We start from the raw sequence: 23,802 nt of genomic DNA on the forward strand, positions 1-23,802 counted from the left end.
CGATGCGTTTCCTGACGACCTTTCACCTGTGGCCGTTCCTCGACATGCTGGTCAGCTACGTCGCCGCGTTCGTTCTCGGCACGCTGATCGGTGCGGAGCGGCAGTATCGCCAGCGCACCGCCGGGTTGCGCACCAACGCGCTGGTGGCGATCGGCGCGGCGGCATTCACCGATCTCGGGCAGCGGCTGGGCGGGGACGTCGAGTCGATCCGGGTGATCGCCTATGTCGTTTCGGGCATCGGCTTCCTCGGCGCCGGCGTCATCATGAAGGAGGGGATGAACGTCCGCGGCCTCAACACCGCGGCGACCCTGTGGTGCTCCGCGGCGGTCGGCGCGATCGCGGGCAGCGACATGCTGGCCGAGGCGGGATTGCTCGCCGCGTTGGTGATCGTCGCGAACACGCTGCTGCGGCCGATCGTCGATGCGATCAACCGCATCCCGCTGGAGGGGCGCAGCCTGGAGGCGACCTATTCGGTGACGATCACCGGATCGGCCACCCAGGCCGGGCCGCTCGGCGACATGCTGGTCGAGCATCTGGAGGCGCAATCCCTGCCCGTCGCGGAGCTGGACGTGGAGGAGCGCGGCGAGGGCAGGGTGGATATTGTCGCGACGCTGGTCAGCACCAATGTTCCCTCCAGGGAACTGGACGATATCGTCGATCATCTCGCGACAGTGCATGGTATCGCCCATGCGACGTGGCAGGCGCGAACGCACGATTAGAATAAGGTTGATGCGGCCCGCGCAATGACTGTAATGCCGCGTTGCAGCAAGGAGTGAGTCATGGGTTATCGGGTGGTGGTCGCCGGTGCGACGGGCAATGTCGGGCGCGAGATGCTGAACATCCTCGCCGAGCGCGAATTCCCGGCGGACGAGATCGCGGTCGTCGCCAGCGCACGGTCGACTGGCGATCAGGTCGAATATGGCGAGACGGGCAGGAAGCTGACCGTCAAGAACATCGAGCATTTCGATCCCGCCGGCTGGGATATCGCGCTGTTCGCGATCGGTAGCGAGGCGACCAAGATCTATGCCCCAAAATTCGCCGCCGCCGGCTGCACGGTGATCGATAATTCGTCGCTCTACCGCATGGACCCGGATGTTCCGCTGATCGTGCCGGAGGTCAACCCCCAGGCGATCGACGGCTATACCCGCAAGAATATCATCGCCAATCCGAATTGCTCGACCGCGCAGATGGTCGTCGCGCTGAAGCCGCTGCACGACGCCGCCACGATCAAGCGGGTGGTCGTCGCGACTTATCAGTCGGTGTCCGGCGCGGGCAAGGCGGGCATGGACGAACTGTTCGAGCAGAGCCGCAACATCTTCGTCGGCGATCCTGCCGAGCCGAGGAAGTTCACCAAGCAGATCGCCTTCAACGTGATCCCGCACATCGACAGCTTCCTGGAGGACGGCTCCACCAAGGAGGAATGGAAGATGGTCGCGGAGACGAAGAAGATCCTCGACCCGAAGGTGAAGGTGACGGCAACCTGCGTGCGCGTGCCGGTGTTCGTAGGCCATTCCGAGGCGCTCAACATCGAGTTCGAGAAGGAAATCTCCGCCGACGAGGCGCAGAAGATCCTGCGCGAGGCGCCGGGCGTCATGCTGGTCGACAAGCGCGAGGACGGCGGATACGTCACCCCGGTCGAATGCGTCGGCGACTATGCCACCTTCGTCAGCCGGGTGCGCGAGGATTCGACGATCGAGAACGGCCTTTCGCTGTGGTGCGTCAGCGACAATCTCCGCAAGGGCGCGGCGCTGAACGCGGTGCAGATTGCCGAGCTGCTCGGCCGCCGGCATCTGAAGAAGGCCGCATGACGATCACCGGCGGCTGCCGCTGCGGCGCGTGCCGCTACGAGCTGGCGCTCGACGCGCCGCCGCCGGTCTATGCCTGTCACTGCCATATGTGCCAGCGCGCGTCGGGCAGCGCGTTCAGCGTGCAGGCGCTGGTGCCGGAAGCGAGCCTGACCGTCACCGGGCCGATCGTGGTTCATGAGATCACGACCGGGGACAGGACGTCGATCCAGCGTTTCTGCGGAACCTGCCATGCGCGGGTCTACAACACCAACACGCGTCGGCCCGGCATCGCGGTGGTACGCGCGGGCACGCTCGACCGCTCCGAGGAACTGGAGTGCCGCGCGCATATCTTCACCGACTATCGCCAGCGTTGGGTGACCATTCCCGAAGGCGTGCCGCAATGGCCGGAGATGGCGCCGCTAGCCGAGTTCGCCGCCGCGCTCACGCAGGGATGAGGCACCGCCTCATTCGGCGTGGATGATCTCCATCTTCCCCTTCGGCCGCTTCAGCAACAGCACCATCGGGATGGCGGCGAGGCTGATCCAGCTCATCAGGTAGAAATCGTCGATATAGGCGACCATCGCCGCCTGCTGATTGATCATCGCGTCGGCGAACGAGAAGATGCTGTCCCCGATGCTGCCGAACTGGTCGATCTGGCTCAGGTTGATCGCCGGCACCTTGTCCTGCGTGACGTGCTGGACGAGATCGGCGTGGCTGACCTGGATGTTGCGCGCGAGGAGCACCGTCACCATCGAGATGCCCGCCGACTGCCCGATCGAGCGCATCAGGTTGAGCATGCTCGCCCCGTCCGTGCGATAGCGGTTGTCGAGCGTCGCGAAGGCCAGCGCGTTCATCGGCATGAACACCAGCCCCATGCCCAGCCCCTGAACGAAGCCGGCGGTGATCACCGGCCAGAAATCCATCTCAAGGGTGTAGCCCGCCATCCAGCGCAGCGAGACCGCGAACAGGACCAGCCCCAGCATGATGACCCAGCGCGTATCCGCGCCGCTGGTCATGAGGCGGCCGGCGAACCACATGGTGAACAGGACGCCGACGCCGCGCGGCGCCATCATCAGGCCGGTATCGATCACCGGATAGTTGAAGAGCTGCTGGAGCATCGGCGGCAGCAGCGCCATCGGCGCCATCGTGCTAACGCCGATGACGACCATGAAGAACATGCCGGTCACGAGATTGCGGTTGCCGAACAGGTGCCGGTCGAACAGCGGTTTCTTCGCCGTGGAGAGGTGGACGATCGCCATCCAGGCGAAGGCGGCGGCGATCATCGCCTCCAGCACGATCTCCCAGCTCGAGAACCAGTCCTTGTTCTGCCCGCGATCGAGCATAAGCTGGAAGGCCGCGACGGCGATGCCGATGAACATGAAGCCCAGCCAGTCGAACGAGCGATGCGCACGCGGCCGGGAAGGGAGCAGGAACCACAGGATCGCGAAGGTCAGCGCCCCCACCGGCACATTGACGTAGAACACCCAGCGCCAGTTGTAGCTCTCGGTCAGCCAGCCGCCGATCACCGGGCCCATGATCGGCCCGACCATCACGCCCATGCCCCAGATGCTCATCGCCTTCGCCGCATGTTCGGGCGGGTTGATGTCCAGCATCGAGGTTTGCGACAGCGGGTTGATGAAGGCGGCGAATACGCCCTGGAAGATGCGGAACAGCACCATCTCCTCCAGGCTGACGGCGGTGCCGCAGGCCATCGAGGCGAGGATGAAGCCGCCGACCGCGATCAGGAACAGGTTGCGGCTGCCCAGCCGGTCGGAAAGCCAGCCGGTCGCCGGCAGCGCGATCGCGGTGGCGACGATATAGCTGGTCAGCACCCACGTCACCGTGTCGGCGGTCGCGCCGAGGCTGGTCTCCATATGCGGCAGCGCGACATTGGCGATCGTGGTGTCGAGGATCTGCATGATCATCGCGCCCATGATGCCGATCGTCAGCACGCCGCGATGCCGGACCGGCAGCAGTGGCTGGCTGGCGCGCGGTCCCTCGGCGGGCGACGCGCCGGCCGGAGCGGCGGCGGAAGCCATCAGCGCGCCTTCGTGTCGATCGTCACGTCGGTCGACAGGCCGGCGATCATCGCGCGCGGCGGCGTGCCGTCGATCGCGATGCGGACCGGCACGCGCTGCGTCACCTTCACCCAGTTGCCGGTGGCGTTCTGCGCCGGCAGCACGGAGAATTCGCTGCCGGTGCCGGCGCCGATCGACTGGACGCGGCCCTTCACCTTCAGCCCCGGATAGGCGTCGAACGACAGCTCGGCGGGCTGGCCGACCTTCATGTGGTTGAGGTCGGTTTCCTTGAAGTTCGCCTCGACCCACGCCTGCTGGCTGACGACGAGGCTGAGCGCGGGAACGCCGGAGGGCGTGATATTGCCCACCTGGAGTCGGCCGGTCTGGCTGACGATACCGTCCTTCGGCGCGCGCACCACGCTTCGTTCGAGGTCGTAGGCGGCCTTCTCGCGCTTGGCGAGCGCGACCTGGATCGCGGCCGGCTGGCCGGTGCCGCCGCCCGAGCCAAGCTGCTGGCGCGCGCGCGCGGCGGCGGCCTCGGCGGTGGCGAGCTTCGCGTTCGCGGCGGCAACGCCCTGCGTGGCCGCGTCGAAGGCGGCGCGGGTGGTGAAGCCCTGCTTCATCAGCGCGGCCTGCCGGGAATAGGTGGCCTGCGCCAGCGTCAGCTCAGCCCTGGCATTCTGGATATCGGCGGCGGCGCTGCCGGTGTCGGTCGCCATCGTGGAGACCTGCACCCGCGCGGTGGCGAGATCGGCGTCGGCCTGCGCCAGCGCGATGCGATACGGTTCCGGATCGATGCGGAACAGCACGTCGCCGGCCTTCACCTGCTGGTTCTCGCGCACGTCTACCTCGACGATGCGACCCGACACGTCGGGGCTGACCGAGATCATGTCCTGCCGGACATAGGCGTTGTCGGTCGAGATGTAGCGGCCGGAGGTGATGTAGAAATAGCCGCCGACCAGCGCGATCAGCAGCGGCACACCGAGCATCAGCACCAGCCGCAGTACGCCGCGCTGCTTCGGGGCGGGCCCATCCTCCTGCGTCAGCACGGAGATTTCCTTGTCGGCGGCGAATTCGCGCCTCGGATCGGCGTCAGCCATGAACGGCGTCCTTCTGCTGCTGCGGCGCGTCGGCGAGATTCTCGCGGATGCGGTTCAGCACTTCGGAGAGGTGGGTGATGGATTCTTCGGGGATGCCGCGCAGCGCCTGCGCGGTGAGTTCGATGCCGGTCTCGCGGAGCAGATCGATGACCGGGTGAGCCTTGTCGGTGAGGAACAATTGCCATGCGCGGCGGTCGTTCGGATCGCGACGGCGCTCGACCAGCCCGGATTCCTCCATCCGGTCGATCAGGCGGCAAAGCGTGATCGGCTCGACCTCCAGGATGTCGGCAAGGCTGCCCTGATTGATTCCCTCCTGCTGGCTGATGCCGAGCAACGCCTTCCACTGCGCGCGAGTCGCGCCGTGCGTGCGTGCGCGCTCGTCGAAGCGGCGGCGCAGCAGCCGTGACGTATCGCTGAGCAGGAACCCGAATGTCTCTGTCATGGGCGCGCATATAATAAGCGTGCTTATATAATGGAAGTGCCGCGTCGTGCGAAATTTGCAATCGTTCCGTCGCCGCGCGAAACTGTCGACACGGAGGAAAGCGATGACCGAGATGACCGGCGGCTGCCAGTGCGGCCGCATCCGCTATACGGCCGAGATCGACAGCGACGACGCCTATCTCTGCCATTGCCGCATGTGTCAACGCGCGACCGGGGGTGTGGCGGCCGCGTTCCGGAACGCGAAGCGCGCGGACGTGCGCTGGGAGCGGGAGCCTGATCTCTATGCCTCGTCGCCGATCGCGCGGCGCGGCTTCTGTTCGGCGTGCGGCACGCCGCTGACGTTCGAATACGTCTCCGGCTCGGACAAGATCGACCTTACCGTCGGCAGTTTTGACGATCCCTCGCGCTTCCGCCCGATCTCGCATTTCGGGATCGAGCATCGCCATGACGCATGGTTCGACACGCGCGGCTTGCCCGGCCACCGCTGCGACGAATATCAGGCGCTGGTCGATCGTTGGCGGGAAGCAGGTCAAGATGTCCCCGAGTGAAACGCATTATTTCGAGAGTTTCGACGGCACGCGCCTCGCGTGGCGGGAAATGGGGGAGGGGCGCCCGGTCGTCCTGATCCACGGCTATTTCTCCGACGCGCGGACCAACTGGATACGCTATGGTCACGCCGCCGCGATCGCCGCGCGGGGCTTCCGCGTCATCATGCCGGACCTGCGCGCGCACGGCGAAAGCGCGAAGCCCCACGAGACGGCCGCTTATCCGCCCGACGCGCTGACGAAGGACGGCCATGCGCTGATCGCGCATCTCGGGCTGAAGGAATATGATCTCGGCGGCTATTCGCTCGGCGCGCGGACCACCAGCCGGATGCTGGCGACGGGCGCGACCCCTCGCCGCGTGATCTTCGCCGGCATGGGGCTGGACGGGCTGATCTCGGCCGGACGCCGGGCGGACCATTTCCGCAACATCCTCACCAACCTCGGCAAGCATCCGCGCGGCAGCGCCGAATGGATGGCGGAAGCCTTCCTCAAGACGACGGGCGGCGATCCGGTCGCGTTGCTCAACGTGATCGACACGTTCGTCAGCACGCCGATCGAGGTCGTTGAGGGCTTCACATGGCCGACGCTCTGCGTGAACGGCGTGTATGACGACGACAACGGCTTGGCGGCGGCGCTGGCCGACGTGCTGCCCGACGCACGCTATGTCGAGATTCCCGGCAATCACATGAGCGCCGTGACCAAGCCGGAGCTTGGCCAGGCGATCGCGGACTTCCTCGCCGGCTGAAGCGGGGTCACACCTTGTCGGGAATCGAATTCTCGTCGGCGATGCCGGCACGGAACGATGCCGAGGCATCCTCGCCGTCGGGGCTGTGTGCCCCGCCTTCCGCCTCGTCCTTGCGGGGTGTCGAGCCGCGCAGCGAGAGCAATGCCGCGGTGGCGGCCGCGCCGACTACCGCCAGCCCGCCGGCGATCGCGGCCGATCCCCATTTGCCGCCGACCTTCTCGCTGGCTTTTCCCGCAGCCTTCGTCACCCGCGCCTTCACGGTGGCGACCTTGCCGGTGGCGACCTTGCCGGTGGTGGCCGTTTTGGCCTCGCCCTTGGCGGGGCGGGCCGAGGCGCGCGGCTTCGCGGCGGGCTTTGCGCCATTGGCGGCGGATCTTTTGGCCTTGGGCGCGGCCTTCGCCGCCGGTTTGGCGGCGCTGGTCTTGCGCGGCGCGTGGCGGCGGGTGGCCGCGCGGGGCACGGGGGCCTTGGGTGTCTCGGGCGTGTCGGCCATGCGGAATTCTCCCTGATAGCGGCGGATCAACGCACGGCCGCCCCGGTCGTTGCGTCAGCGGAAGGGTGGCTCGTTGAACGCCCGCAATTTGCGACTGTGCAGCCGGGCGCCCTCGCGGCGCAACTCCTCGCACGTCTCGATCCCGATTCGCATATGCTCACTGATCGCGCGCTCGTAGAAGCGGTTGGCCTGACCCGGCAGCTTCAGCTCGCCGTGGAGCGGCTTGTCCGACACGCAAAGCAACGTGCCGTAGGGGACGCGGAAGCGATAGCCCTGCGCGGCGGTGGTGGCGGATTCCATGTCGATCCCCACCGCGCGGCTGAGCGAGAAGCGCAGGGCGGAGCGGCTGTAGCGCAATTCCCAGTTACGGTCGTCGGTGGTGACGATCGTGCCGGTGCGCAGCCGGCGCTTCAGCTCCTCGCCCGACTGGCCGGAGACCGTCTCCGCCGCGCGGGCGAGCGCGAGCTGCACCTCGGCGATGGCGGGCACCGGGATTTCCGGCGGCAGCACGTCGTCCAGCACATGATCGTCGCGCAGATAGGCGTGGGCGAGCACATAGTCGCCGATCCGCTGCGACGGGCGCAGGCCGCCGCAATGGCCGATCATCAGCCACGCATCGGGGCGCAGCACCGCGAGATGGTCGGTGATCGTCTTGGCGTTCGACGGCCCGACGCCGATGTTGACGAGCGTGATGCCGCTACGATCCGGCGCGAGCAGGTGATAGGCCGGCATCTGGAGCCGCCGCCACGCGCTGTCGTCGAGCATCGCCGGATCGTCGCCGGGCCGGAACATCACCCCACCGGGACCGGAGAGCGCGGTGAAGCGCGAATCGCCGTTGACCTGCGTCGCCGCCCAGCGGACGAACTCGTCGATATAGCGGTGGTAGTTGGTGAACAGCACGTAACGCTGCACATGCTCCGGCGGGGTGCCGGTATAGTGGCGCAGCCGGGCGAGGCTGAAATCGGTGCGCAGCCCGTCGAACAGCGCCAGCGGGCGAGTCTCGTCGACCGGCGTCCATAGCCCGTCCGCGATCTCGTCGCCGATATGGGACAGCTCGGTCGCCGGGAAGAAGCGCGCCAGCTCGGCGGCGGACACTTCGTCGAGGCCGAGCGCATGGCCGGGATCGAGGACATAGGGGAAGGGTATCTCCGTCCGCCCCGCGACCGCCTGCACCTCGACGTCGTAATCCTCCAGCAGCAGCGTGAGCTGCTCGGTGAGGTAATCGGCGAACAGCGCCGGCTTGGTCACGCTGATGCGATATTCGCCCGGCGTCACCAGCCGCCCGAACGATCGCGGCGGCGTCGGGCGATCCTCCTGCCCGCGATAACGCAGGTGGATTTCGGGATAGGCGAACGATCCGTCGCGGCGCGATTCGGGCGGCGGCGGCGTGCCGTCGGTGAGGTAGCGGGTCAGCGCCTGCTGCAACCGGCTGACGGAGGCGGTATAGAGCCGATCCAGCTCGGCGACGATTTCTGAAGCGATCATCTCCAGCGGATAAGGCGTGGACGTTACGCTGGCAAGACGGGTGGGGCTCGCCCGCTATGCAGCCTGCACCCGGCCCGAACGCTCCAGCTTGCCCCAGCCGACCACCCAACCGCCGATCGCGGAGCTGATCGCGCGCAGCACCACCCAATACATGATCTGGCGATAGACCAGCCGCTGCGCGACCAGCAGGAACGCCGGATAGCGCACCTTCCGCCCGTCCAGCCGATAAGCGACCCAGCCGCAGATCACGTCGATCACGGTGAAGCACAGCCAGTAGAGGCCCATCTTGCCCACATCGCCGCTGGTCTGCGCCCAGCCGTGCTGCTGGACGCGCATGATCGTGCCGCCGATCGACAGCACTAGCGCGAGATCGATCAGCGGCGAGATCGCGGCGAAGGCGATCTGGAACAACCACGCCTGCGGCAACCCGATATGCGCCAGCCCCTTGGGCTTGCCGCTGGCGATGACGCCGCGATGCTTCCACAGGCATTGCAGCGTGCCGAACGCCCAGCGATAGCGCTGCTTGGCGAGCGCGCGGAACGTCTCCGGCGCCTCGGTCCACGCCACCGCGCGCGGATCATAGGATACGCGCCAGCCCGCGCGCTGGATCGCGATGGTCAGGTCCTGATCCTCCGCCAGCGTGTTCTCCGGATAACCGCCGACCGATTCCAGCGCCGCGCGCCGCCACGCGCCCACCGCGCCCGGCACCACCGTCATCGCGTCGAACCCGGCGAGCGCGCGGCGTTCGAGGTTCTGCGCGGTGATATATTCGATCGCCTGCCAGCGCGTGACGAGGTTCACGCGATTGCCCACCCGCGCGTCGCCCGCCACCGCGCCGATCGCGGGATCGGCGAACCAGCGCGTCAGGCGCGCGATCGTCTCCGGCTCGAACTGCGTGTCGGCGTCGAGCGCGATCACCACCTCGCTGTTCGCCTGCGCCAGCGCGCGGTTGAGCGCCGCCGCCTTGCCGCCGTTGGTGAGCGTCATCAGAGTGACGCGCGGATCGTCGGCGAACGCCTCCGCCACCAAGGCGCTGGTGCGGTCCTTCGATCCGTCGTCGGCGACGATCACCTCGATCCCCGGATAGTCGCTCGCGAGCACGCGGCGCACGGAAGCGACAATCACCCGTTCCTCGTTATAGGCGGGAATGATGACCGACACGCTCGGATGGAAATCGGGCGGCACGGCGCGGCGCCGGCGCGTCTGTATCCAGGCCAGCCCGGCCATCAGCACCGCGCGCGCCACGCCCAGCACGATCGCGACATAGAACAGCCACGACAGCGCGATCGACAGCAGCGCGAGCGCGATGAAGATGCCGACGTCGGTCCGCACCGCGAGCAGGTCGCGCCCCCTCACCTCCGGCATCGCCACCGATTGCGGCAGGCCGACGAGCTGCGAGGCGGTGACGAAGCTGTAGCCGCGCGCGCGCAGCCCGGCGATGATCTGCGGCAGCGCCTCGACCGTCTGCTCGCGATTGCCGCCGCCATCGTGGAGCAGCACCACATTGGCCGACCGGTCCGGGGTGACGGCATCGACCTGACCGAGCACCTCGCGGATGATGGTCTGGGTCCCTGGCCGCTGCCAGTCGTTCGGGTCGACGTGCAGCCCGACCACCGTATAGCCATGTTGCTGCGCGATCAGCGCCGGGCCGATCTCGTCGGCGGTGGTCGGCTCGGCGTCCCCGAAATAGGGCGCGCGGAACAATGTCATCGAACGGCCGGTATAGGCCTGCACCAGCCGCTGCGTGGTGTTCAGCTCAAGGTCCACCGTCCGCTCGCCCGAGAGCGCGAGATTGGGGTGGGTATAGGTGTGGTTGCCGATCTCCGATCCGTCCGCGACGATGCGGCGCAGCAATTGCGGATGCTGCAAGGCATTCTCGCCGATGACGAAGAAGGTGCCGGGCACATGCTCGCGCTCGAGGATATCGAGGATCTTCGGCGTCCAGGTGGCGTCGGGGCCGTCGTCGAAGGTCAGCGCGATCTTCTTCGGCACCGCGCCGGCGCGCTGGACGACATAGGGCGTCGGCAGCGACACATAATCCTCGCGCCGGATCATCGCGTCCTTGTCGTAAGCCACGCGGCGCTGGCCGTCGGTGGGGGAGGCGGTGATGCGCAATATCTCGCCCGATCCCTCCACATCCACCTCGAGGTCCGCCTTCAGCTTGTCGAGCACCGGCACCTTGTTCGGCAGCTTCGTGCGGAAGGCGGCGAGCGCGTTCCAGAAGCCAGGGTCCTCGGTGCCGATCCGCCACATCGCGATATTGGCGATGCCGAGCCGGCGCAGCGCGACGAACTGGTTCCAGCTCGTCGCCGCGTCCAGCATCCATATCTGATGCTGCGTGCCGTCCTCGTTATAGGCGTAGCCGGCGTTGCCGCTGGCGGGATCGAAGGTGACCGGCGTGTCGGCGTTGCGCGCGGCGAGCCACGCCTCGCCGACCGACATCGCGTCGGCGGAATCGTCGTGCCAGTCATAGCCGTAGCTGCCGAGCGCGACGATCAGCTTGTCGTGCCCGACCTGCCGCAGCGCGTCCTCGACAACCTGCACGAACCACGGCTGCGAGGCGATCGGCCCGGCCTTGCCGCTCTGCCAATGCTCGTCATAGGCCATCAGGATGACGTTATCGACGACGCGGGCGAAGCTGGCGAGCCGCCACTCCGGCTCGCCCGCCGGCACTGTCACGGCCAGCGTCGCGCTTTCGGGAAGCGCCTTGTTGAGCTGCGCGAGGAACGAGACATAGGCGGGCAGCACCTCCGGCGGGAGGTTCTCATAGTCCATCACCAGCCCGGCGGCGTGCTGGTCCGCGACGAAGGCGACGAGCCGCTGGATCGCCGCCTTGCGGTGGGCGCGGTCGCGCAGCATCGTGGCGGCGCCCTTGCCGTCCCATTGCGCGTTGATGATGTTCTGCACCATCGGCAGCAGCTTCGGCGGGCGCGCGGCAGCGGCCATCACCTGCGCAAGGCGCGGCGCGCGCGACTGGATGACATTGCCGGAGGCGTCGGTGGTCAGCACCGCCGGCACCACCCAGTCGAGCGAATTGATGTGTCGTTGGAGCGAGGCGATGCTGCCGTCGTTGCCGGAGACGTAGAAACCGATCGTCACCGGCTTGCCGGCGGTGCCCTTGGTCGCCTTCGGCGTGCGCACGAGATGCGGCAGCCAGCGCGAGGCGGACCTGGTGGTTGGCGCGGCGTGCGGGTTGAATCGCTCCGCCTGGCGATGCGCGAAGGGCAGCGGCAGGTCAGGCCCCGACGGCACCGCGACCAGCGTCGAGGCGAAGGCGATCGCCACCAGCACGATCAGCGCGATCAGCACCGCGACCGATCGCCGCGCGCGCGTTCCTCGTCGGCCACTGGGATCGTAGAAGATCGGAGTATTCAATTCGCTTTTCCCGGATCATGCCGCTTCGCCGCGGGCAGGACGCGTCCCTATAGCATGGTGCGGCGGGGACGCAGTGTTCGCCTTATTACGCTTTTGTCACATCCGTCGGCGCGTCCGCGCGGCCGGCCGTCACCGCCAGCCAGCATAGCACGGGGACGGCGACCGCCTGCCACAGAATGAACCCGGTACCGGGGGACCAGCCGAGCCAGTCGCTCGCGAAGCTGCGGATATGGCCGTCGACGAACGGCCCCATCACCACTTCGCGAAGCTGGAACGCCGCGCTCGGGCTGCCGTATATATCGGTCGCCGCCATGCAGGCGTTGATCGCGACCGACAGCACGATCACCTCCGCCGGCAGATAGCGCCCCGCGCCGCGCCCGCGCTTCGCCCATGCCGCCGCGACGCCGAGCGACAGCACGCCGACGATCGGCACCGAATGGCGCGGGCCGGTCGAATAGCCGCCGTCCCAATAGAAATAGCCGGCGTTGATCAGCAGGGTGATCGTCGCCACCGCCAGCACGACGAGGCCGATGTCGCGGGTCCGCCGGTCGCGGATCAGCAGCGCCACGCCCCACAGGCCGAGCAGCAGCACCGGCGCGAACCAGAACAGCCCGCGCTGCTGGCCGAAGGTGATGCGCCACAGCACCAGCGGATCGGGCAAGCCGACGCCGAACAGCCCCCGGTTCATGCCGTCGAAGCCGACCACGCCTTCATAGCCGAGCTGAAACGGGTTGCCGAAGGCGAACAGGTTGTAGGCGAACAGCGGCGCGAGGCCGATCAACCCGCCGGCGATGGCAAGGCCGAGGACCGTCACGCGATCCGCTCGCCGCCACGCGCGCCACGCGGTCCACAAGGCGATCGCGCTGCCCGCGACGACGGCGGGATATTCCACCACCACCGCCCAGCCGAGCACCAGCCCGAGTAGGAACGCGGGCCAGCGCCGCGTCTCCTCCCCGCTCGTGGCACGCAACGCCGCCCACAAGGCGATGACGTAGAGCGCGGCGAGCGGCGCATGGCCGAGCAGCGAGGTCGACCACGCCCAGGCCGGCGTCCCCAGCCCGTAGGCGACCGCCGCCGCCAGCCCCGCCGAGGCGCTGCCGGTGAGGCCCAGCCCCATGTCGAACAGCAGCAGCGCGGCGATCGCGGTGAGCAGCGCGGGGCCGGTCGCCACCGCCAGCCGTGTCCGCACCCGGATGAAGCGCGCGAACGCGCCGCTGCCGGTGATGAGCTGGAAATTGTTGCTGCGCGCCGGCGACAGGGCGTGGAGCGCGGCGACGGCGGGGATCGCCATCAGCGTCATCCCCGGCGCCTTGTCGAGATAGATGTGGTCGCCGAAGCGCGCCTTGTCGGTGGTGGCCGAATCATATTGGTCGATCGTCGCCTCGCCGCGTTCGACGATCGCCAGCGTGGCGTAGAGGCGCACGGCGTTGTTGGTGTTCATCTCCCATGATCCGAACCAGCTGCAACTGGCCCAGACGAGCAGGAACAGCACGATCCTGATCGGGCGCAACCGCCCGTTGGCCCTGATCGGGCGCAACCGCCCGTCGACAATGCCGCTCACACCGGGACGAAGGCGTTGGCGGCGCGGTCCTTGCGCACCTTGTCCGCCGGGAAGATCGTGCCGTTCATCGCGATCCACACGCCCGCCGGCGCGATCTGCGCGGTGGCGAAGGCCATGCCGAGGTTGAACGTCGCGTCGCTGTCCGCGAAACGTGCCGGGGCGAGCGCGCCGACCAGCACGATCGTCTTGTCCGCGATGCCCGCCAGCGCCTTCGCGGTCTCGGTCATCGTGTCGGTGCCGTGGGTGATGACGATCCGCCGCTCGGGCGCCTCGGCGGCGGCGCGGGCGATCGCCGCGCGATCGGCGTCGTCAAGCTCCAGGCTGTCCTTGCGCATCAGCCCCTGAACGCGGAACGGCTTGCTCACCCGCGCGGTGGTGAGGAGCCGGTCCACCACGCTGTCGCCGATCTGATATTCGCTGAGCGCGTCGAAATAGAGCTTGTCGATCGTGCCCCCGGTGGTGAGCACCAATATGTCCGGCATAACGCAACCTCTTGCTGTCGGACGCTCCCTAACGCCCGCGCCGGGAAAGCGCGAGCGGGGAAGCGGCCGGCCGCGTCGGATGCGTTACTTGCTGAGATCGGTCAGCAGCGAGCGGAAATAGGTGACGCCCAGCGGCACGTTGTCGACCGGCGTGCGCTCATTGAGGCCGTGGGAGAATTCGTCCGATTCCTTGATGAAGATCGGGCTGATCCCGTAGCTGGGGATGCCGACGGCACGGAAGTGCATCGAATCGCTCGCGCCGGCCGACATCGACGGGAACACCGGCACGCCGGGCCGCACCAGATGGATCGCCTTCGTCACCGCATTCACCAGATCGGGGCGCAGCGGCGAGGCGTCGGTGGGGTTGGAGCCTTCTGTGACGTCGCTGAACTTGATGCCGGAATCGCCCGCCACCTTTTCCAGCTCGGCCATCACCGCCGCCGGTTTCACGCCGGGGAAGATGCGGCAGTTGATATTGGCGGTCGCGCGCTGCGGCAGCGCGTTGAGCGCATGGCCGCCCGACACCATCGTCGGCACGCAGGTGGTGCCGATCTGCCCGACATAAGCGGGATTGGCCGCCAGCGTCTCGATCGCCTGCTGGTCGGCGGGATTGGCGGCGAACGCCTTCATCGCCGCGCCGACATCCGGCGTCTGGAGCGGCGCGACGCCCTCGAAATACGCCTTGGTGATCGGCGAGATCTGCGGCGTGAAGCGATAGCCGTCGATCTTCACCAGCCCCTTGGACAGCTCGACGATCGCGTTCACCTTGCGCGGCGCGGAGGAATGGCCGCCGGGATTGGTGACGGTGAGCTGGAAATCGGCATAGGTCTTCTCGGCCGCGCTGATCGAGAGATATTCCGGCTTGCCGCTTTCGCTCAGCAGCCCGCCGCCGCCGTCGACATTGAGCACCATCTCCGCCGCGCCCTTCACCTTGCCGGCCAGCATGGCGGAGGTTTTCATCGTCGTCTCCTCGTCGCCCGAGAAGGCGAGGACGATGTCGCGCCGCGGCTTGTAGCCGGCGCGCTTCATGTCGATCACCGTGGCGGTGACGAGCGCCAGGTCCATCTTCATGTCGGTGGCGCCGCGGCCGAAGATGTAGCCGTTCTCGATCACGGGGGTGAACGGATCGCGCTGCCAGTCGGCGGGCTTGGCCTCCACCACGTCCATATGGCCGGAGATGACCAGCGCCTTCGCCTTCGGATCGGTGCCGCGCCAGCGCAGCAGCAGATAGGCGGTGTCGTCGACCGGCTCGACCGTGACGTCGGCGGCCGGGAAGCCCGCCTCGACGAACAATTGCTTGAGATAGGCGGCGAGCTGCGGCGTCTGGTTGCCGGGGCCTTGCACGCTGCGGAAAGCGATCGCGCGCTTGGTGATCTCCAGCGCGTTGTCGGCAGCGTTCGATGCCGGGGCCGCGTGCGCCGCGCCGGCGAGCAGGATGGAGAGGGTCGCCGCGAATCCGATTTTTTTCATGCCCCACCTTTTAGGTTGTTCTGGCGCGAGGCTAGCGCCGGATCGCGGGCGGGGAAAGCCGTGAGTTGGCCATCGATCAGATATGAGAAGAGGTTGCCGGATACCTCCGAAGAAGCATCCGACAACCCCTAAACATGGTCAGCGGCCGGAGAGCTCCAGCCCGGGAGACCATGCGAGCCTCCTTGCCTGTGGATCGTGCCGTTGATTGGGGGAGGATACCCCCCGGCGCGATCCGGCGGCTTCAGAAGCGCGTCCCCCGAACGAACTGAACCGACCCCATTGCTGAACCATGAGACATCGGATCACCTCCTTTCGCTGGTTGAAGACGAATGTGGCTCAAGCCACGACCGTTATGTCGGGGTTAAATGGCAGATAAACAAGTCTTGTATTTCAGGCCCTTTTCAACGATCTTCATTGGCTGTTGCCCGGTCCCGAGGCAACGACTCGCTCAGCCCCGGCAATCCTCGATGACGCGCCCGATCTCGGCATAGGACGGCACGACCAGCACGGGCGCGCCCTCCTGCTGGAGCGCCACCCGGCCACGGCTGAACGCCATCGCGTCGAGCAGCGGATCGTTCACCGCCAGCGCCGCCGCGACATAGGGGAGCGTGCCGCCGGTCGGCTGCACGGCAAGCGCGCGGCTGGCGCTGCTGGTGCGCACCGTGAGCGGCGCTGTCACCGCGCCGGCGCGTGACAGGTACATCCGCCGCTCGATCCGATCGCAGCGCAGCACCACCAATGCGTCCCCGCCATTGCCGAACATCGCGCGCGTGCCCCGGCTGTCGGCGGCGTAGCGCCATGTGCCGGGCGTCACCGGCCAATCGTTCCAGTCGCTCGCCAGCGGCGGCGGGGGAGCGATCGGCGCGGGCGCCGGGGCGGGGGCGGCGATCACCGGCGGCTGCCTGGGCTCCGGCGCGGCGACGCAGGAGGCGAGGGCGAACATGGCGATGACGGGAACGGCGGAACGTGGCTGAAACGGCATGCCCCATGGTATGACCGGGCCAGCGCCGCTACTCAACCGGAACCGGCGCCGCGACGTATCGGTTCAACGTGAATGGAAGGGATTCCACGGATGCAGTCATCGAAGGGGGAAGCGACGCTCGCGCTGGCGCACGCCGATATCGCGGGCACGCTGAAGGTGGAGAGTCGCGACGGCGACAGGCTGGGCAGCGTCGCCGCGTTCATGGTCCACAAGCGCATCGGGCGGGTGACCCATGCGGTGCTCAGCCTCGGCGGGTTCCTGGGCATGGGCAAGAGCTTCTACGCGCTGCCGTTCGCGCTGCTGCAATTCGATCCGGTTCGCGACGTCTATGTCGTGACGATCGACCGCCGGATGCTGGAGGGCGGCCCGAGCTGGGCGAGCAACGCGCCGGTGTTCGACCAGGCCTATGCCGATCGCGTCGCGGGCTATTACGGGGTAGCGCAGGAAGACCTGACGCTGGGTTGAGAAGGACGATCGATGGACGAAAAGAAGAAAGAGAATCTCGTTGAGGAGACGCTGGACGAGGTGTTCACCGATCCCGATTCGGTGAAGAACCACCAGTCGAAAACACCCCCGCAGACGATCGAAGCGGAGGATGACGACGAGGATTGAAGGTATTGGGCGGCGGGGGCGTCACCGTCCCCGCCCACCGAACTTGCGCTGCACCTTGCCGTAGCGCGTCTTGCGCGTGCCGGGCTTGCCCTCGTTCGAGCGGCCCATGACCTGCGCCTTGTGCTCGCCGGCGGGCAGGCCCAGTTCCTCCTGCTCCAGCGCGCGAATCTCGTCGCGCAGGCGGCCGGCCTCCTCGAATTCCAGATCGGCGGCGGCCTTGCGCATCTTCTTTTCCAGCTCCTCGATATAGGCGCGCAAATTGTGGCCGACCATGTGCGGCCGTTCCTCGTCGATCTCGACCGTCACCTGATCCTTCGAGGCGACATGCGCGATGATGTCGCCGATGCTCTTGCGCACCGTCGCCGGGGTGATGCCGTGCTCGTTATTGTACGCCTCCTGCTTCTCGCGGCGGCGCGCGGTTTCGTTCATCGCGCGCTCCATGCTGCCTGTAATGCGGTCGGCATAGAGGATCACGCGCCCGTCGACGTTGCGCGCCGCGCGGCCGATCGTCTGGATCAATGAGGTCTCGGAGCGCAGGAAACCCTCCTTGTCCGCATCCATGATGCAGACGAGGCCGCATTCCGGGATGTCCAGCCCCTCGCGCAGCAGGTTGATGCCGACCAGCACGTCATAGACGCCGAGCCGCAGGTCGCGGATCAGCTCGATACGCTCCAGCGTCTCCACGTCGGAATGCATGTAGCGGACCTTCACCCCCGCCTCGTGCATATATTCGGTGAGGTCCTCCGCCATCCGCTTGGTCAGCGTGGTGATGAGCGTGCGATATCCCTTCTCCGCCGTCTTGCGGCATTCGACGATGCAATCCTGCACCTGTTCCTCGACCGGGCGGATCTCGACCGGCGGATCGATCAGGCCGGTGGGTCGGATCACCTGCTCGGCGAAGACGCCGCCGGTCTGCTCCATCTCCCACGATCCCGGCGTGGCGGAGACGCTGACCGTCTGGGGACGCATCGCATCCCATTCGTTGAAGCGCAGCGGGCGATTGTCGATGCAGGACGGGAGGCGGAAGCCGTATTCGGCGAGCGTGATCTTGCGTCGGTGGTCGCCGCGCGCCATCGCGCCGATCTGCGGCACGGTCTGGTGGCTCTCGTCCACGAACAGCAGCGCGTTCTCGGGGAGATATTCGAACAGGGTGGGGGGCGGCTCGCCGGGCAGGCGGCCGGTGAGGAAGCGCGAGTAATTCTCGATCCCGGCGCAGCTTCCGGTCGCCGCGATCATCTCCAGATCGAAATTGGTGCGCTGCTCCAGCCGCTGCGCCTCCAGCAGCCGGCCTTCGCCGGTGAGTTCCTTCAGGCGCTCGGCCAGCTCGTGCTTGATCGCCTCGCTTGCCTGCTTGAGCGTCGGGCCGGGCGTCACATAGTGTGAATTGGCATAGACGCGCACGTAATTGAGCGAGGCGGATTTCTTCCCCGTCAGCGGATCGAACTCGACGATCTCCTCGATCTCGTTCCCGAAGAAGGACACGCGCCACGCGCTGTCCTCATAGTGCGAGGGGAAGATTTCGAGATTGTCGCCCTTCACGCGGAAATTCCCGCGCGCGAAAGCGGCGTCGTTGCGCTTGTATTGCAGCGCGACCAGCTTGCGCACGATCTCGCGCTGGTCGACCGTCTGGCCCTTCTTGAGATCGAAGATCATCGCCGAATAGGTCTCGACCGAGCCGATGCCGTAGAGGCACGAGACCGAAGCGACGATCAGCACGTCGTCCCGCTCCAGCAGCGAGCGGGTGGCGGAGTGGCGCATCCGGTCGATCGCCTCGTTCACGCTCGACTCCTTCTCGATATAGGTGTCGGAGCGCGGGACATAGGCTTCGGGCTGATAGTAGTCGTAATAGCTGACGAAATATTCGACCGCGTTCTCCGGGAAGAAGCTCTTGAACTCGCCGTAGAGCTGCGCGGCGAGGATCTTGTTGGGCGCGAGGACGAGCGCGGGGCGCTGCAATTCCTCGATCACCTTGGCCATCGTGAAGGTCTTGCCCGAGCCGGTGACGCCGAGCAGCACCTGATCGCGCTCGCCCTCGCGCGCCGCCGCCGTCAGCTCCGCGATGGCGGTCGGCTGGTCGCCGGACGGTTCATAGTCGCTGACCAGCCGGAAGGGCTTGCCGCCCTCGACCTTGTCGGGGCGCTGCGGACGATGCGGGACGAAGGTTTCGCCGGTTTCCGGCTCGGCCAGGCTGGTGCGTATCTGGATCGCCATGTTCCCTATATGGACCCGGCGACCCGTTCAGAAAAGGCCGAGCGCGGCGACTTCCTCCTCGCTCAGGTCGATTCCGAACATCAGGCTCATGCGGATGCGATAGACACGCGGATCGGTGATCTCGCCGCTCGTCTCGCCCTCGCTCGAGATGCGGCGATAGGTGCGGTCGACCAGGGTCGCGAAGCCCAGGGGCAGCACGATCGAGGCGATGGTGATCTGGGTGAAGCGGCTCTCCGGCGCGACGGACGCCCAGAGATTGCCCATGCCGATGTCGTTCTCGTACACCTGCCGCAGGTCGAAGCTGTATTGCGGCTGCCAGCCGGGGCCGATGCCCGAGGCGACGGTGGTGGCCGGCACGCCTTCGCGCAGCAGCATCCAGCCGAACTCCTCGTTCCGCTCCAGCCGGTGCCGCGTGCCGTCGGGTGCCTCGGTCTCCGCGCCGTCCGCCAGCGGCATGACGGGCGCGAAGCTGCCGCCGAAACCGGCGTCGGCGATCCAGTCCTCGCCGTCGATCGTGACGAGCGTCAGCGCATGGGTGAGCGGCTGCGGCTCGGTCATCCCCAGCCACACCCGCGCGAGCAAGGGCCGCGCCTCGAACCCCAGCGCGGTCAGCGCGTCGCCGAGCAGGCGGTTCTGCTCGAAGCAATAGCCGCCGCGCCGCCGCCTCACGAGCTTGTCGAACACCGATGCCGAATCGACCGCGACGCCGCGCCCCAGCCGCACGTCGAGATTCTCGAACGGGATGGCGAGGCGGTGGGCGCGCTGCACCGTCGCCAGCCCCGCGACATCGGGAGCGGGCGCTTCGGGCAGGTCGATACGGGCGAGATAGACGGGAAGATCGAACATCGCGTGCTTATAGGGCGGCCGCGCCGGAAACACATAATCCGATCGGCTCAGCGCCCCCGCCACGCCAGCCTGACGAGCGGCGCGAGCGCTGCGGGCAGGCCGGGGCGCAGCAGCAGCCAGTCGCGGATCATCGGCCCCGGCGTCGCGCCGATCACGCCCTTGTAGCCGCTGTCGCCGGCGCCCCAGTCGACCTTGCGCGTGCCGCCCGCCAGCGCATCCACGAGGTTGCGGTAATAGAGCAACTTGCCCGGTGAGTGCTTCGCGTAGGCCGGGTCGTAGCTGTTGGCGATCGCATAGCGCAGGCCGCCGACGTCGAGGTCGAAGGAGAAGGCCGCCGGCCGGCCGCCCACCGACAGCAACGCGCCACGCATCATGCCGGCGAGCGCCTCGTCCTCGGCCAGCGCGCGCCAGAAGGCGCCGTGGCCGCTATCGGTGAACTTGGCGTCGCGGCCGTCGGTGCGCGCGCTGATCCAGCTCGCCCGCTCGATCGCCGCGAGCGTGTCGAAGGCGGCGGGCCAGTCCGCCGCCGAAAGGAAGCGCCAGTCGAGCGCGCCATGCGCCGCGAGGTGCCGCTCGTGGTTGCGGTTCTTGCGCAGCGTCGAGTTGCGCGGCCAGTCGCCCGCCGCGCGCAGCCCGGCCATGTCGAGCAGGAAGCCTTGCGCGATGGTCCGCTCCACCACCGCCCAGCCGCGCGCCCGCGCCGCCTCGACCAATGGGGCGGCGGCCGGATCGTCCTGATAGACCGGGCCGATGCGCAAGGCGTTGACCTGTCGCGCCAGCACCGCGAGCGCGGCCTCCAGCACCTCGAACCCGGCGCTTTCGGCGACCGGGAAGCTGCGGAAGGGCCAATAGCAGCCCGGCACCGCCGCGACGCGCAGCCATGCCGGCCCGATCGCGACCATCGGCAGCGCCAGCACCGGCACATCCTCCGCGCTGACCAGCAACGTCCGCGCCTCGCCGCCATAAGCGCGCAACGCGCCGGCGAACCATTGGTGACGCAGGAAACGATGCGTCGGCGCGGCCGCGTCCGCCACCAGATCGAGCGCGGCGGCGAGGCCGTCGACGGTCTCGGCGCGCAGGAGGCGGGGCAGGCGGACGAACTGGTCGAGCGGCATCGGCTTGGTCATCTCGGCGAATCGGTCTAGGACGCCACGGTTACCAGCCCGTTGCCGCTTGCCTCCATTCGGCGTCGCGGGCATCCTGTTCGCGGTGCTGCAATATTCCCCCGCCGTTTCGACGATCGCGCAGACGATCCAGCTTTCGCTCAGCCCGGTGTTCATGCTCGCCGGGATCGGCGCGCTGCTCAACGTGCTGACCGGGCGGCTGGGGCGCGTCATCGACCGCGCCCGCGTGCTGGAGGCGCTGCACCCGCGCTCGCACGGACCGGAGCATGATCGCCATGTGTGGGAGCTGCGGCTGCTCGACCGGCGCATCGTCATCATCAACCGCGCGCTGTATCTCGCCGTCTCGTCCGCCGTGATGACCTGCTCGGTGGTCGCGCTGCTGTTCATCGCGGAGCTTGCCGGGCTGCGCATCGGGCAGTTGGTGGCGACCGCCTTCGTCCTGTCGATGGTGCTGCTGATCGCGGCGCTGGTGTCCTTCCTCGTCGAGGTGCGCATGTCGCTCCGCGCGGTGGAGGTGCGGGAAGAATTGTTGCAATAGCTGGCGCTTGGAGCAGGACGCCCCTATCTCTGCGCGACTTTTCCGGGGAGCCTGCTCTTGGCGTTAGTCCTGAAGATCGCCGGCGCGGTGATCCTGTTTTCCGTCATCGCCCTGTGCCTCGCGATCACGATCGTCCCGCGCTTTCTCGATCGCATCTATTATGAGGGGCCGGCGAGCGACCATTTCGACGGCGCGCGCTTCTTCAACCCCGGCGGCGATGACGACACGTTCCGGATGCCGACCGGCAGCGGCAGCCGCGCCGGCTTCTTCTGGCGCTACCTGACCGGCAGCGACGGGCGCCCGCCATGGCCCGCCAGCGTGCCGGTGACGCAGGGCAAGCCCGAGCCGCGCGTGGAAGGCGAGCGGATGGTCGCCACCTGGATCGGTCATGCGACCGTCCTGATCCAGACGCAGGGGCTGAACATCCTGACCGATCCGATCTGGTCCGAGCGCACCGGGCCGTTCGTGTTCGGGCCGAAGCGCGTCACCGCGCCGGGCGTGGCGTTCGAGGACCTGCCGAAGATCGACCTGATCCTCGTCAGCCACAACCATTATGACCATCTCGACAAGCCGACCCTCAAGCGCCTGTGGGAGCGCGATCATCCGACGATCGTCACCTCGCTGGGCAACGACACGGTGATCGATTCGGTCGGCGCGAAGGCCACCGCGCTCGATTGGGGGCAGAAGCTGGCGATCCGCCCCGGCGTGGAGGTGATCGTCGCGCGCAACCATCATTGGGGCAGCCGCTGGTTCACCGATCGCAATCGCGCGCTGTGGTCGGCCTTCGTCGTGAAGCTGCCGTCTGGCGGCAACATCTTCTTCGCGGGCGATACCGGATTCGGCGACGGCAAATGGCCGGCGGAGGCCGCCGCGCTCGGGCCGATCCGGCTGGCGATGATCCCGATCGGCGCGTTCCGCTTCGTTCCCGGCCAGATGGATTCGGGCAGCCATATCGGTCCGGCCAACGCCGTGCGCGTGTTCGACCGGCTCGGCGCGGGTCACGCCATCCCGATCCACTGGGGCACCTATCGGCTGAGCTACGAGGCGCGCGACACGCCGCCGACGATGCTCACCACGCTGATGCGCTGCACCGGTGGCGACGTGGAACGCTTCGCGCCCGCGACGGTGGGCAAGCCGACCGAGATCGCGCCGTGGTCGGCGCCGGCGAAACGGCCGGACGAATCGCTGATCGACGCCTGCCTCAAGCGGCCCGAGATCGCCGCGCTGGACTAACCGGCGCGGCGATAGGTGAAATACCAGACCTCATGCCCCTGCCGGCGGGCCTTGCGCTCATAACGCGTCTCCGGCCAGTCGGCGGGGCGGGTGAGGAAATCCTGCGGGCCGCGCGCGGTCCATTGGAAATCGCGGCGCTGGTTCATGACCATCATTGCCCAGCGGCAATAAGTGGGATCGTCGGTGCCGAGGCGGAACTCGCAGCCGGGCTTCAGTTTCGCCGCGATCAGGTCGAGCGGGCCGTGGTTGACCATCCGCCGCTTGGCATGGCGCGCCTTGGGCCATGGATCGGGGTGGAGCAGGTAGACGCGGGTGAGGCTGGCGTCGGGCAGCCGCTCCACCACCTCCAGCGCGTCGCCCATGTGGATGCGGACATTCTCCAGCCCGCGATCGCGGACATGGCCGAGCGCGCCGACCACGCCGTTGAGGAACGGCTCGCAACCGATGAAGCCGGTGCCCGGCGCCGCCTCCGCCTGCCCGGCGAGATGCTCGCCCGCGCCGAAGCCGATCTCCAGTTGCAGCGGGCGATCGTCGCCGAACAACGCCTGCGCTGTCAGCGCGCCGGTTTCGGGGACGGCGAGGCGGGGCAGCAGTTCCTCGACCAGCGCGGCTTGCCCGGCGCGCAGCGCATGGCCCTGTCGCCGGCCGTAGAGGCGGCGGATCGTCGTCGGATCGTTCATGGCGAGGCCGGGTAGAGGCGTGGCGTGACAAGGGCAATGCCGCGTTCATCGACGCGCACCTAAACACGCGCGCG

The 23,802-nt window shown here is 67.7% G+C and carries 23 protein-coding genes; 9 read left to right on the forward strand and 14 right to left on the reverse strand.

Annotated elements, in window-relative coordinates:
- The first annotated feature begins 2 nt into the window (after positions 1-2).
- From F9288_RS15685 to F9288_RS15695, 3 genes are read left to right on the forward strand one after another with little or no spacing between them, the layout of a single operon-like run.
- A complete protein-coding gene (locus F9288_RS15685; protein WP_174837647.1) occupies positions 3-719 on the forward strand; it encodes an MgtC/SapB family protein in 717 nt (238 codons plus the stop codon).
- Between the two features lie 60 nt (positions 720-779).
- Complete coding sequence (locus F9288_RS15690; protein ID WP_174837648.1) at positions 780-1,808, forward strand: aspartate-semialdehyde dehydrogenase; 1,029 nt, start codon at positions 780-782, stop codon at positions 1,806-1,808.
- Entirely contained in the window at positions 1,805-2,242 is a 438-nt protein-coding gene (locus F9288_RS15695; RefSeq protein ID WP_174837649.1) for a GFA family protein, read from the forward strand. The genes F9288_RS15690 and F9288_RS15695 overlap by 4 nt, the downstream gene beginning before the upstream one ends.
- A gap of 9 nt (positions 2,243-2,251) precedes the next feature.
- Here the strand turns inward: F9288_RS15695 and F9288_RS15700 are convergent, their stop codons facing one another.
- From F9288_RS15700 to F9288_RS15710, 3 genes are read right to left on the reverse strand one after another with little or no spacing between them, the layout of a single operon-like run.
- Positions 2,252-3,826 (reverse strand): DHA2 family efflux MFS transporter permease subunit, encoded by a 1,575-nt coding sequence (locus F9288_RS15700; RefSeq protein ID WP_174837650.1) that lies wholly within the window; start codon positions 3,824-3,826, stop codon positions 2,252-2,254.
- A complete protein-coding gene (locus tag F9288_RS15705) occupies positions 3,826-4,905 on the reverse strand; it encodes an HlyD family secretion protein (protein ID WP_174837651.1) in 1,080 nt (359 codons plus the stop codon). The genes F9288_RS15700 and F9288_RS15705 overlap by 1 nt, the downstream gene beginning before the upstream one ends.
- A complete protein-coding gene (locus F9288_RS15710) occupies positions 4,898-5,347 on the reverse strand; it encodes a MarR family winged helix-turn-helix transcriptional regulator (RefSeq protein ID WP_174837652.1) in 450 nt (149 codons plus the stop codon). The genes F9288_RS15705 and F9288_RS15710 overlap by 8 nt, the downstream gene beginning before the upstream one ends.
- Positions 5,348-5,450: 103 nt before the next feature.
- On the opposite strand from F9288_RS15710, the gene F9288_RS15715 reads away from it, so the two are divergent.
- Both F9288_RS15715 and F9288_RS15720 read left to right on the forward strand, forming a co-directional pair.
- Entirely contained in the window at positions 5,451-5,894 is a 444-nt protein-coding gene (locus F9288_RS15715) for a GFA family protein (protein WP_174837653.1), read from the forward strand.
- On the forward strand, positions 5,881-6,636 hold the full coding sequence (locus F9288_RS15720) for an alpha/beta fold hydrolase (protein WP_174837654.1): 756 nt from the start codon (positions 5,881-5,883) through the stop codon (positions 6,634-6,636). The genes F9288_RS15715 and F9288_RS15720 overlap by 14 nt, the downstream gene beginning before the upstream one ends.
- A gap of 7 nt (positions 6,637-6,643) precedes the next feature.
- Here F9288_RS15720 and F9288_RS15725 read toward each other — a convergent pair whose 3' ends face one another.
- The 7 genes from F9288_RS15725 to F9288_RS15755 form a co-directional block, all read right to left on the reverse strand.
- A complete protein-coding gene (locus tag F9288_RS15725) occupies positions 6,644-7,129 on the reverse strand; it encodes a hypothetical protein (protein ID WP_174837655.1) in 486 nt (161 codons plus the stop codon).
- Between the two features lie 54 nt (positions 7,130-7,183).
- The gene (locus F9288_RS15730) at positions 7,184-8,614 is read right to left on the reverse strand and encodes an AMP nucleosidase (RefSeq protein ID WP_174837656.1); all 1,431 of its coding nucleotides are present in this window, start codon (positions 8,612-8,614) and stop codon (positions 7,184-7,186) included.
- Positions 8,615-8,668: 54 nt separating this feature from the next.
- Complete coding sequence (locus F9288_RS15735; RefSeq protein WP_174837657.1) at positions 8,669-11,989, reverse strand: glycosyltransferase; 3,321 nt, start codon at positions 11,987-11,989, stop codon at positions 8,669-8,671.
- Between the two features lie 85 nt (positions 11,990-12,074).
- Positions 12,075-13,550, reverse strand: coding sequence for a glycosyltransferase family 39 protein (locus F9288_RS15740; RefSeq protein ID WP_254620908.1), 1,476 nt, complete (start codon positions 13,548-13,550; stop codon positions 12,075-12,077).
- Positions 13,547-14,032, reverse strand: coding sequence for an asparaginase domain-containing protein (locus tag F9288_RS15745; protein WP_174837658.1), 486 nt, complete (start codon positions 14,030-14,032; stop codon positions 13,547-13,549). The genes F9288_RS15740 and F9288_RS15745 overlap by 4 nt, the downstream gene beginning before the upstream one ends.
- 84 nt (positions 14,033-14,116) lie before the next feature.
- Positions 14,117-15,502 (reverse strand): M20/M25/M40 family metallo-hydrolase, encoded by a 1,386-nt coding sequence (locus F9288_RS15750; RefSeq protein ID WP_174837659.1) that lies wholly within the window; start codon positions 15,500-15,502, stop codon positions 14,117-14,119.
- A gap of 448 nt (positions 15,503-15,950) precedes the next feature.
- On the reverse strand, positions 15,951-16,484 hold the full coding sequence (locus F9288_RS15755) for a hypothetical protein (protein ID WP_254620909.1): 534 nt from the start codon (positions 16,482-16,484) through the stop codon (positions 15,951-15,953).
- 90 nt (positions 16,485-16,574) lie between these two features.
- Between F9288_RS15755 and F9288_RS15760 the strand changes: the two genes are divergently transcribed.
- Together F9288_RS15760 and F9288_RS22315 are read left to right on the forward strand one after the other, a co-directional pair.
- Positions 16,575-16,949, forward strand: coding sequence for a PRC-barrel domain-containing protein (locus F9288_RS15760; RefSeq protein WP_174837660.1), 375 nt, complete (start codon positions 16,575-16,577; stop codon positions 16,947-16,949).
- Positions 16,950-16,961: 12 nt separating this feature from the next.
- Positions 16,962-17,096 carry a hypothetical protein gene (locus tag F9288_RS22315; protein ID WP_302675298.1) on the forward strand — a complete coding sequence of 45 codons (135 nt, stop codon included), beginning with the start codon at positions 16,962-16,964 and terminating at the stop codon, positions 17,094-17,096.
- Between the two features lie 21 nt (positions 17,097-17,117).
- Here the strand turns inward: F9288_RS22315 and uvrB are convergent, their stop codons facing one another.
- The 3 genes from uvrB to F9288_RS15775 are packed head-to-tail and all read right to left on the reverse strand — an operon-like array spanning position 17,118 to position 21,280.
- Positions 17,118-19,307, reverse strand: coding sequence for an excinuclease ABC subunit UvrB (uvrB, locus tag F9288_RS15765; protein ID WP_174837661.1), 2,190 nt, complete (start codon positions 19,305-19,307; stop codon positions 17,118-17,120).
- A 27-nt stretch (positions 19,308-19,334) separates the two neighbouring features.
- The gene (locus F9288_RS15770; RefSeq protein WP_174837662.1) at positions 19,335-20,153 is read right to left on the reverse strand and encodes an arylamine N-acetyltransferase; all 819 of its coding nucleotides are present in this window, start codon (positions 20,151-20,153) and stop codon (positions 19,335-19,337) included.
- Between the two features lie 47 nt (positions 20,154-20,200).
- Complete coding sequence (locus F9288_RS15775; RefSeq protein WP_174837663.1) at positions 20,201-21,280, reverse strand: GNAT family N-acetyltransferase; 1,080 nt, start codon at positions 21,278-21,280, stop codon at positions 20,201-20,203.
- Between the two features lie 85 nt (positions 21,281-21,365).
- Between F9288_RS15775 and F9288_RS15780 the strand changes: the two genes are divergently transcribed.
- Both F9288_RS15780 and F9288_RS15785 read left to right on the forward strand, forming a co-directional pair.
- Positions 21,366-21,815, forward strand: a complete 450-nt coding sequence (locus F9288_RS15780; protein WP_254621211.1) for a DUF2721 domain-containing protein — start codon at positions 21,366-21,368, stop codon at positions 21,813-21,815.
- A 57-nt stretch (positions 21,816-21,872) separates the two neighbouring features.
- Positions 21,873-23,048, forward strand: coding sequence for an MBL fold metallo-hydrolase (locus F9288_RS15785; protein ID WP_174837664.1), 1,176 nt, complete (start codon positions 21,873-21,875; stop codon positions 23,046-23,048).
- On the opposite strand, the gene trmB is transcribed toward F9288_RS15785, so the two are convergent.
- Positions 23,045-23,728 (reverse strand): tRNA (guanosine(46)-N7)-methyltransferase TrmB, encoded by a 684-nt coding sequence (gene trmB / locus F9288_RS15790; protein ID WP_174837665.1) that lies wholly within the window; start codon positions 23,726-23,728, stop codon positions 23,045-23,047. The two genes, F9288_RS15785 and trmB, sit on opposite strands and share 4 nt — an antisense overlap.
- Between the last annotated feature and the right edge of the window lie 74 nt (positions 23,729-23,802).

It is taken from the genome of Sphingomonas sp. CL5.1 (genome assembly GCF_013344685.1).
Taxonomy (GTDB): domain Bacteria; phylum Pseudomonadota; class Alphaproteobacteria; order Sphingomonadales; family Sphingomonadaceae; genus Sphingomonas.

Excerpts from the sequence above, each read along its gene's own strand:
- F9288_RS15685 (WP_174837647.1), top strand. The coding sequence starts at position 3 with ATGCGTTTCCTGACGACCTTTCACCTGTGGCCGTTCCTCGACATGCTG.
- F9288_RS15690 (WP_174837648.1), top strand. The coding sequence starts at position 780 with ATGGGTTATCGGGTGGTGGTCGCCGGTGCGACGGGCAATGTCGGGCGC.
- F9288_RS15695 (WP_174837649.1), top strand. The coding sequence starts at position 1,805 with ATGACGATCACCGGCGGCTGCCGCTGCGGCGCGTGCCGCTACGAGCTG.
- F9288_RS15700 (WP_174837650.1), bottom strand. The coding sequence starts at position 3,826 with ATGGCTTCCGCCGCCGCTCCGGCCGGCGCGTCGCCCGCCGAGGGACCG.
- F9288_RS15705 (WP_174837651.1), bottom strand. The coding sequence starts at position 4,905 with ATGGCTGACGCCGATCCGAGGCGCGAATTCGCCGCCGACAAGGAAATC.
- F9288_RS15710 (WP_174837652.1), bottom strand. The coding sequence starts at position 5,347 with ATGACAGAGACATTCGGGTTCCTGCTCAGCGATACGTCACGGCTGCTG.
- F9288_RS15715 (WP_174837653.1), top strand. The coding sequence starts at position 5,451 with ATGACCGAGATGACCGGCGGCTGCCAGTGCGGCCGCATCCGCTATACG.
- F9288_RS15720 (WP_174837654.1), top strand. The coding sequence starts at position 5,881 with ATGTCCCCGAGTGAAACGCATTATTTCGAGAGTTTCGACGGCACGCGC.
- F9288_RS15725 (WP_174837655.1), bottom strand. The coding sequence starts at position 7,129 with ATGGCCGACACGCCCGAGACACCCAAGGCCCCCGTGCCCCGCGCGGCC.
- F9288_RS15730 (WP_174837656.1), bottom strand. The coding sequence starts at position 8,614 with ATGATCGCTTCAGAAATCGTCGCCGAGCTGGATCGGCTCTATACCGCC.
- F9288_RS15745 (WP_174837658.1), bottom strand. The coding sequence starts at position 14,032 with ATGCCGGACATATTGGTGCTCACCACCGGGGGCACGATCGACAAGCTC.
- F9288_RS15750 (WP_174837659.1), bottom strand. The coding sequence starts at position 15,502 with ATGAAAAAAATCGGATTCGCGGCGACCCTCTCCATCCTGCTCGCCGGC.
- F9288_RS15755 (WP_254620909.1), bottom strand. The coding sequence starts at position 16,484 with ATGCCGTTTCAGCCACGTTCCGCCGTTCCCGTCATCGCCATGTTCGCC.
- F9288_RS15760 (WP_174837660.1), top strand. The coding sequence starts at position 16,575 with ATGCAGTCATCGAAGGGGGAAGCGACGCTCGCGCTGGCGCACGCCGAT.
- F9288_RS22315 (WP_302675298.1), top strand. The coding sequence starts at position 16,962 with ATGGACGAAAAGAAGAAAGAGAATCTCGTTGAGGAGACGCTGGACGAG.
- uvrB (WP_174837661.1), bottom strand. The coding sequence starts at position 19,307 with ATGGCGATCCAGATACGCACCAGCCTGGCCGAGCCGGAAACCGGCGAA.
- F9288_RS15770 (WP_174837662.1), bottom strand. The coding sequence starts at position 20,153 with ATGTTCGATCTTCCCGTCTATCTCGCCCGTATCGACCTGCCCGAAGCG.
- F9288_RS15775 (WP_174837663.1), bottom strand. The coding sequence starts at position 21,280 with ATGACCAAGCCGATGCCGCTCGACCAGTTCGTCCGCCTGCCCCGCCTC.
- trmB (WP_174837665.1), bottom strand. The coding sequence starts at position 23,728 with ATGAACGATCCGACGACGATCCGCCGCCTCTACGGCCGGCGACAGGGC.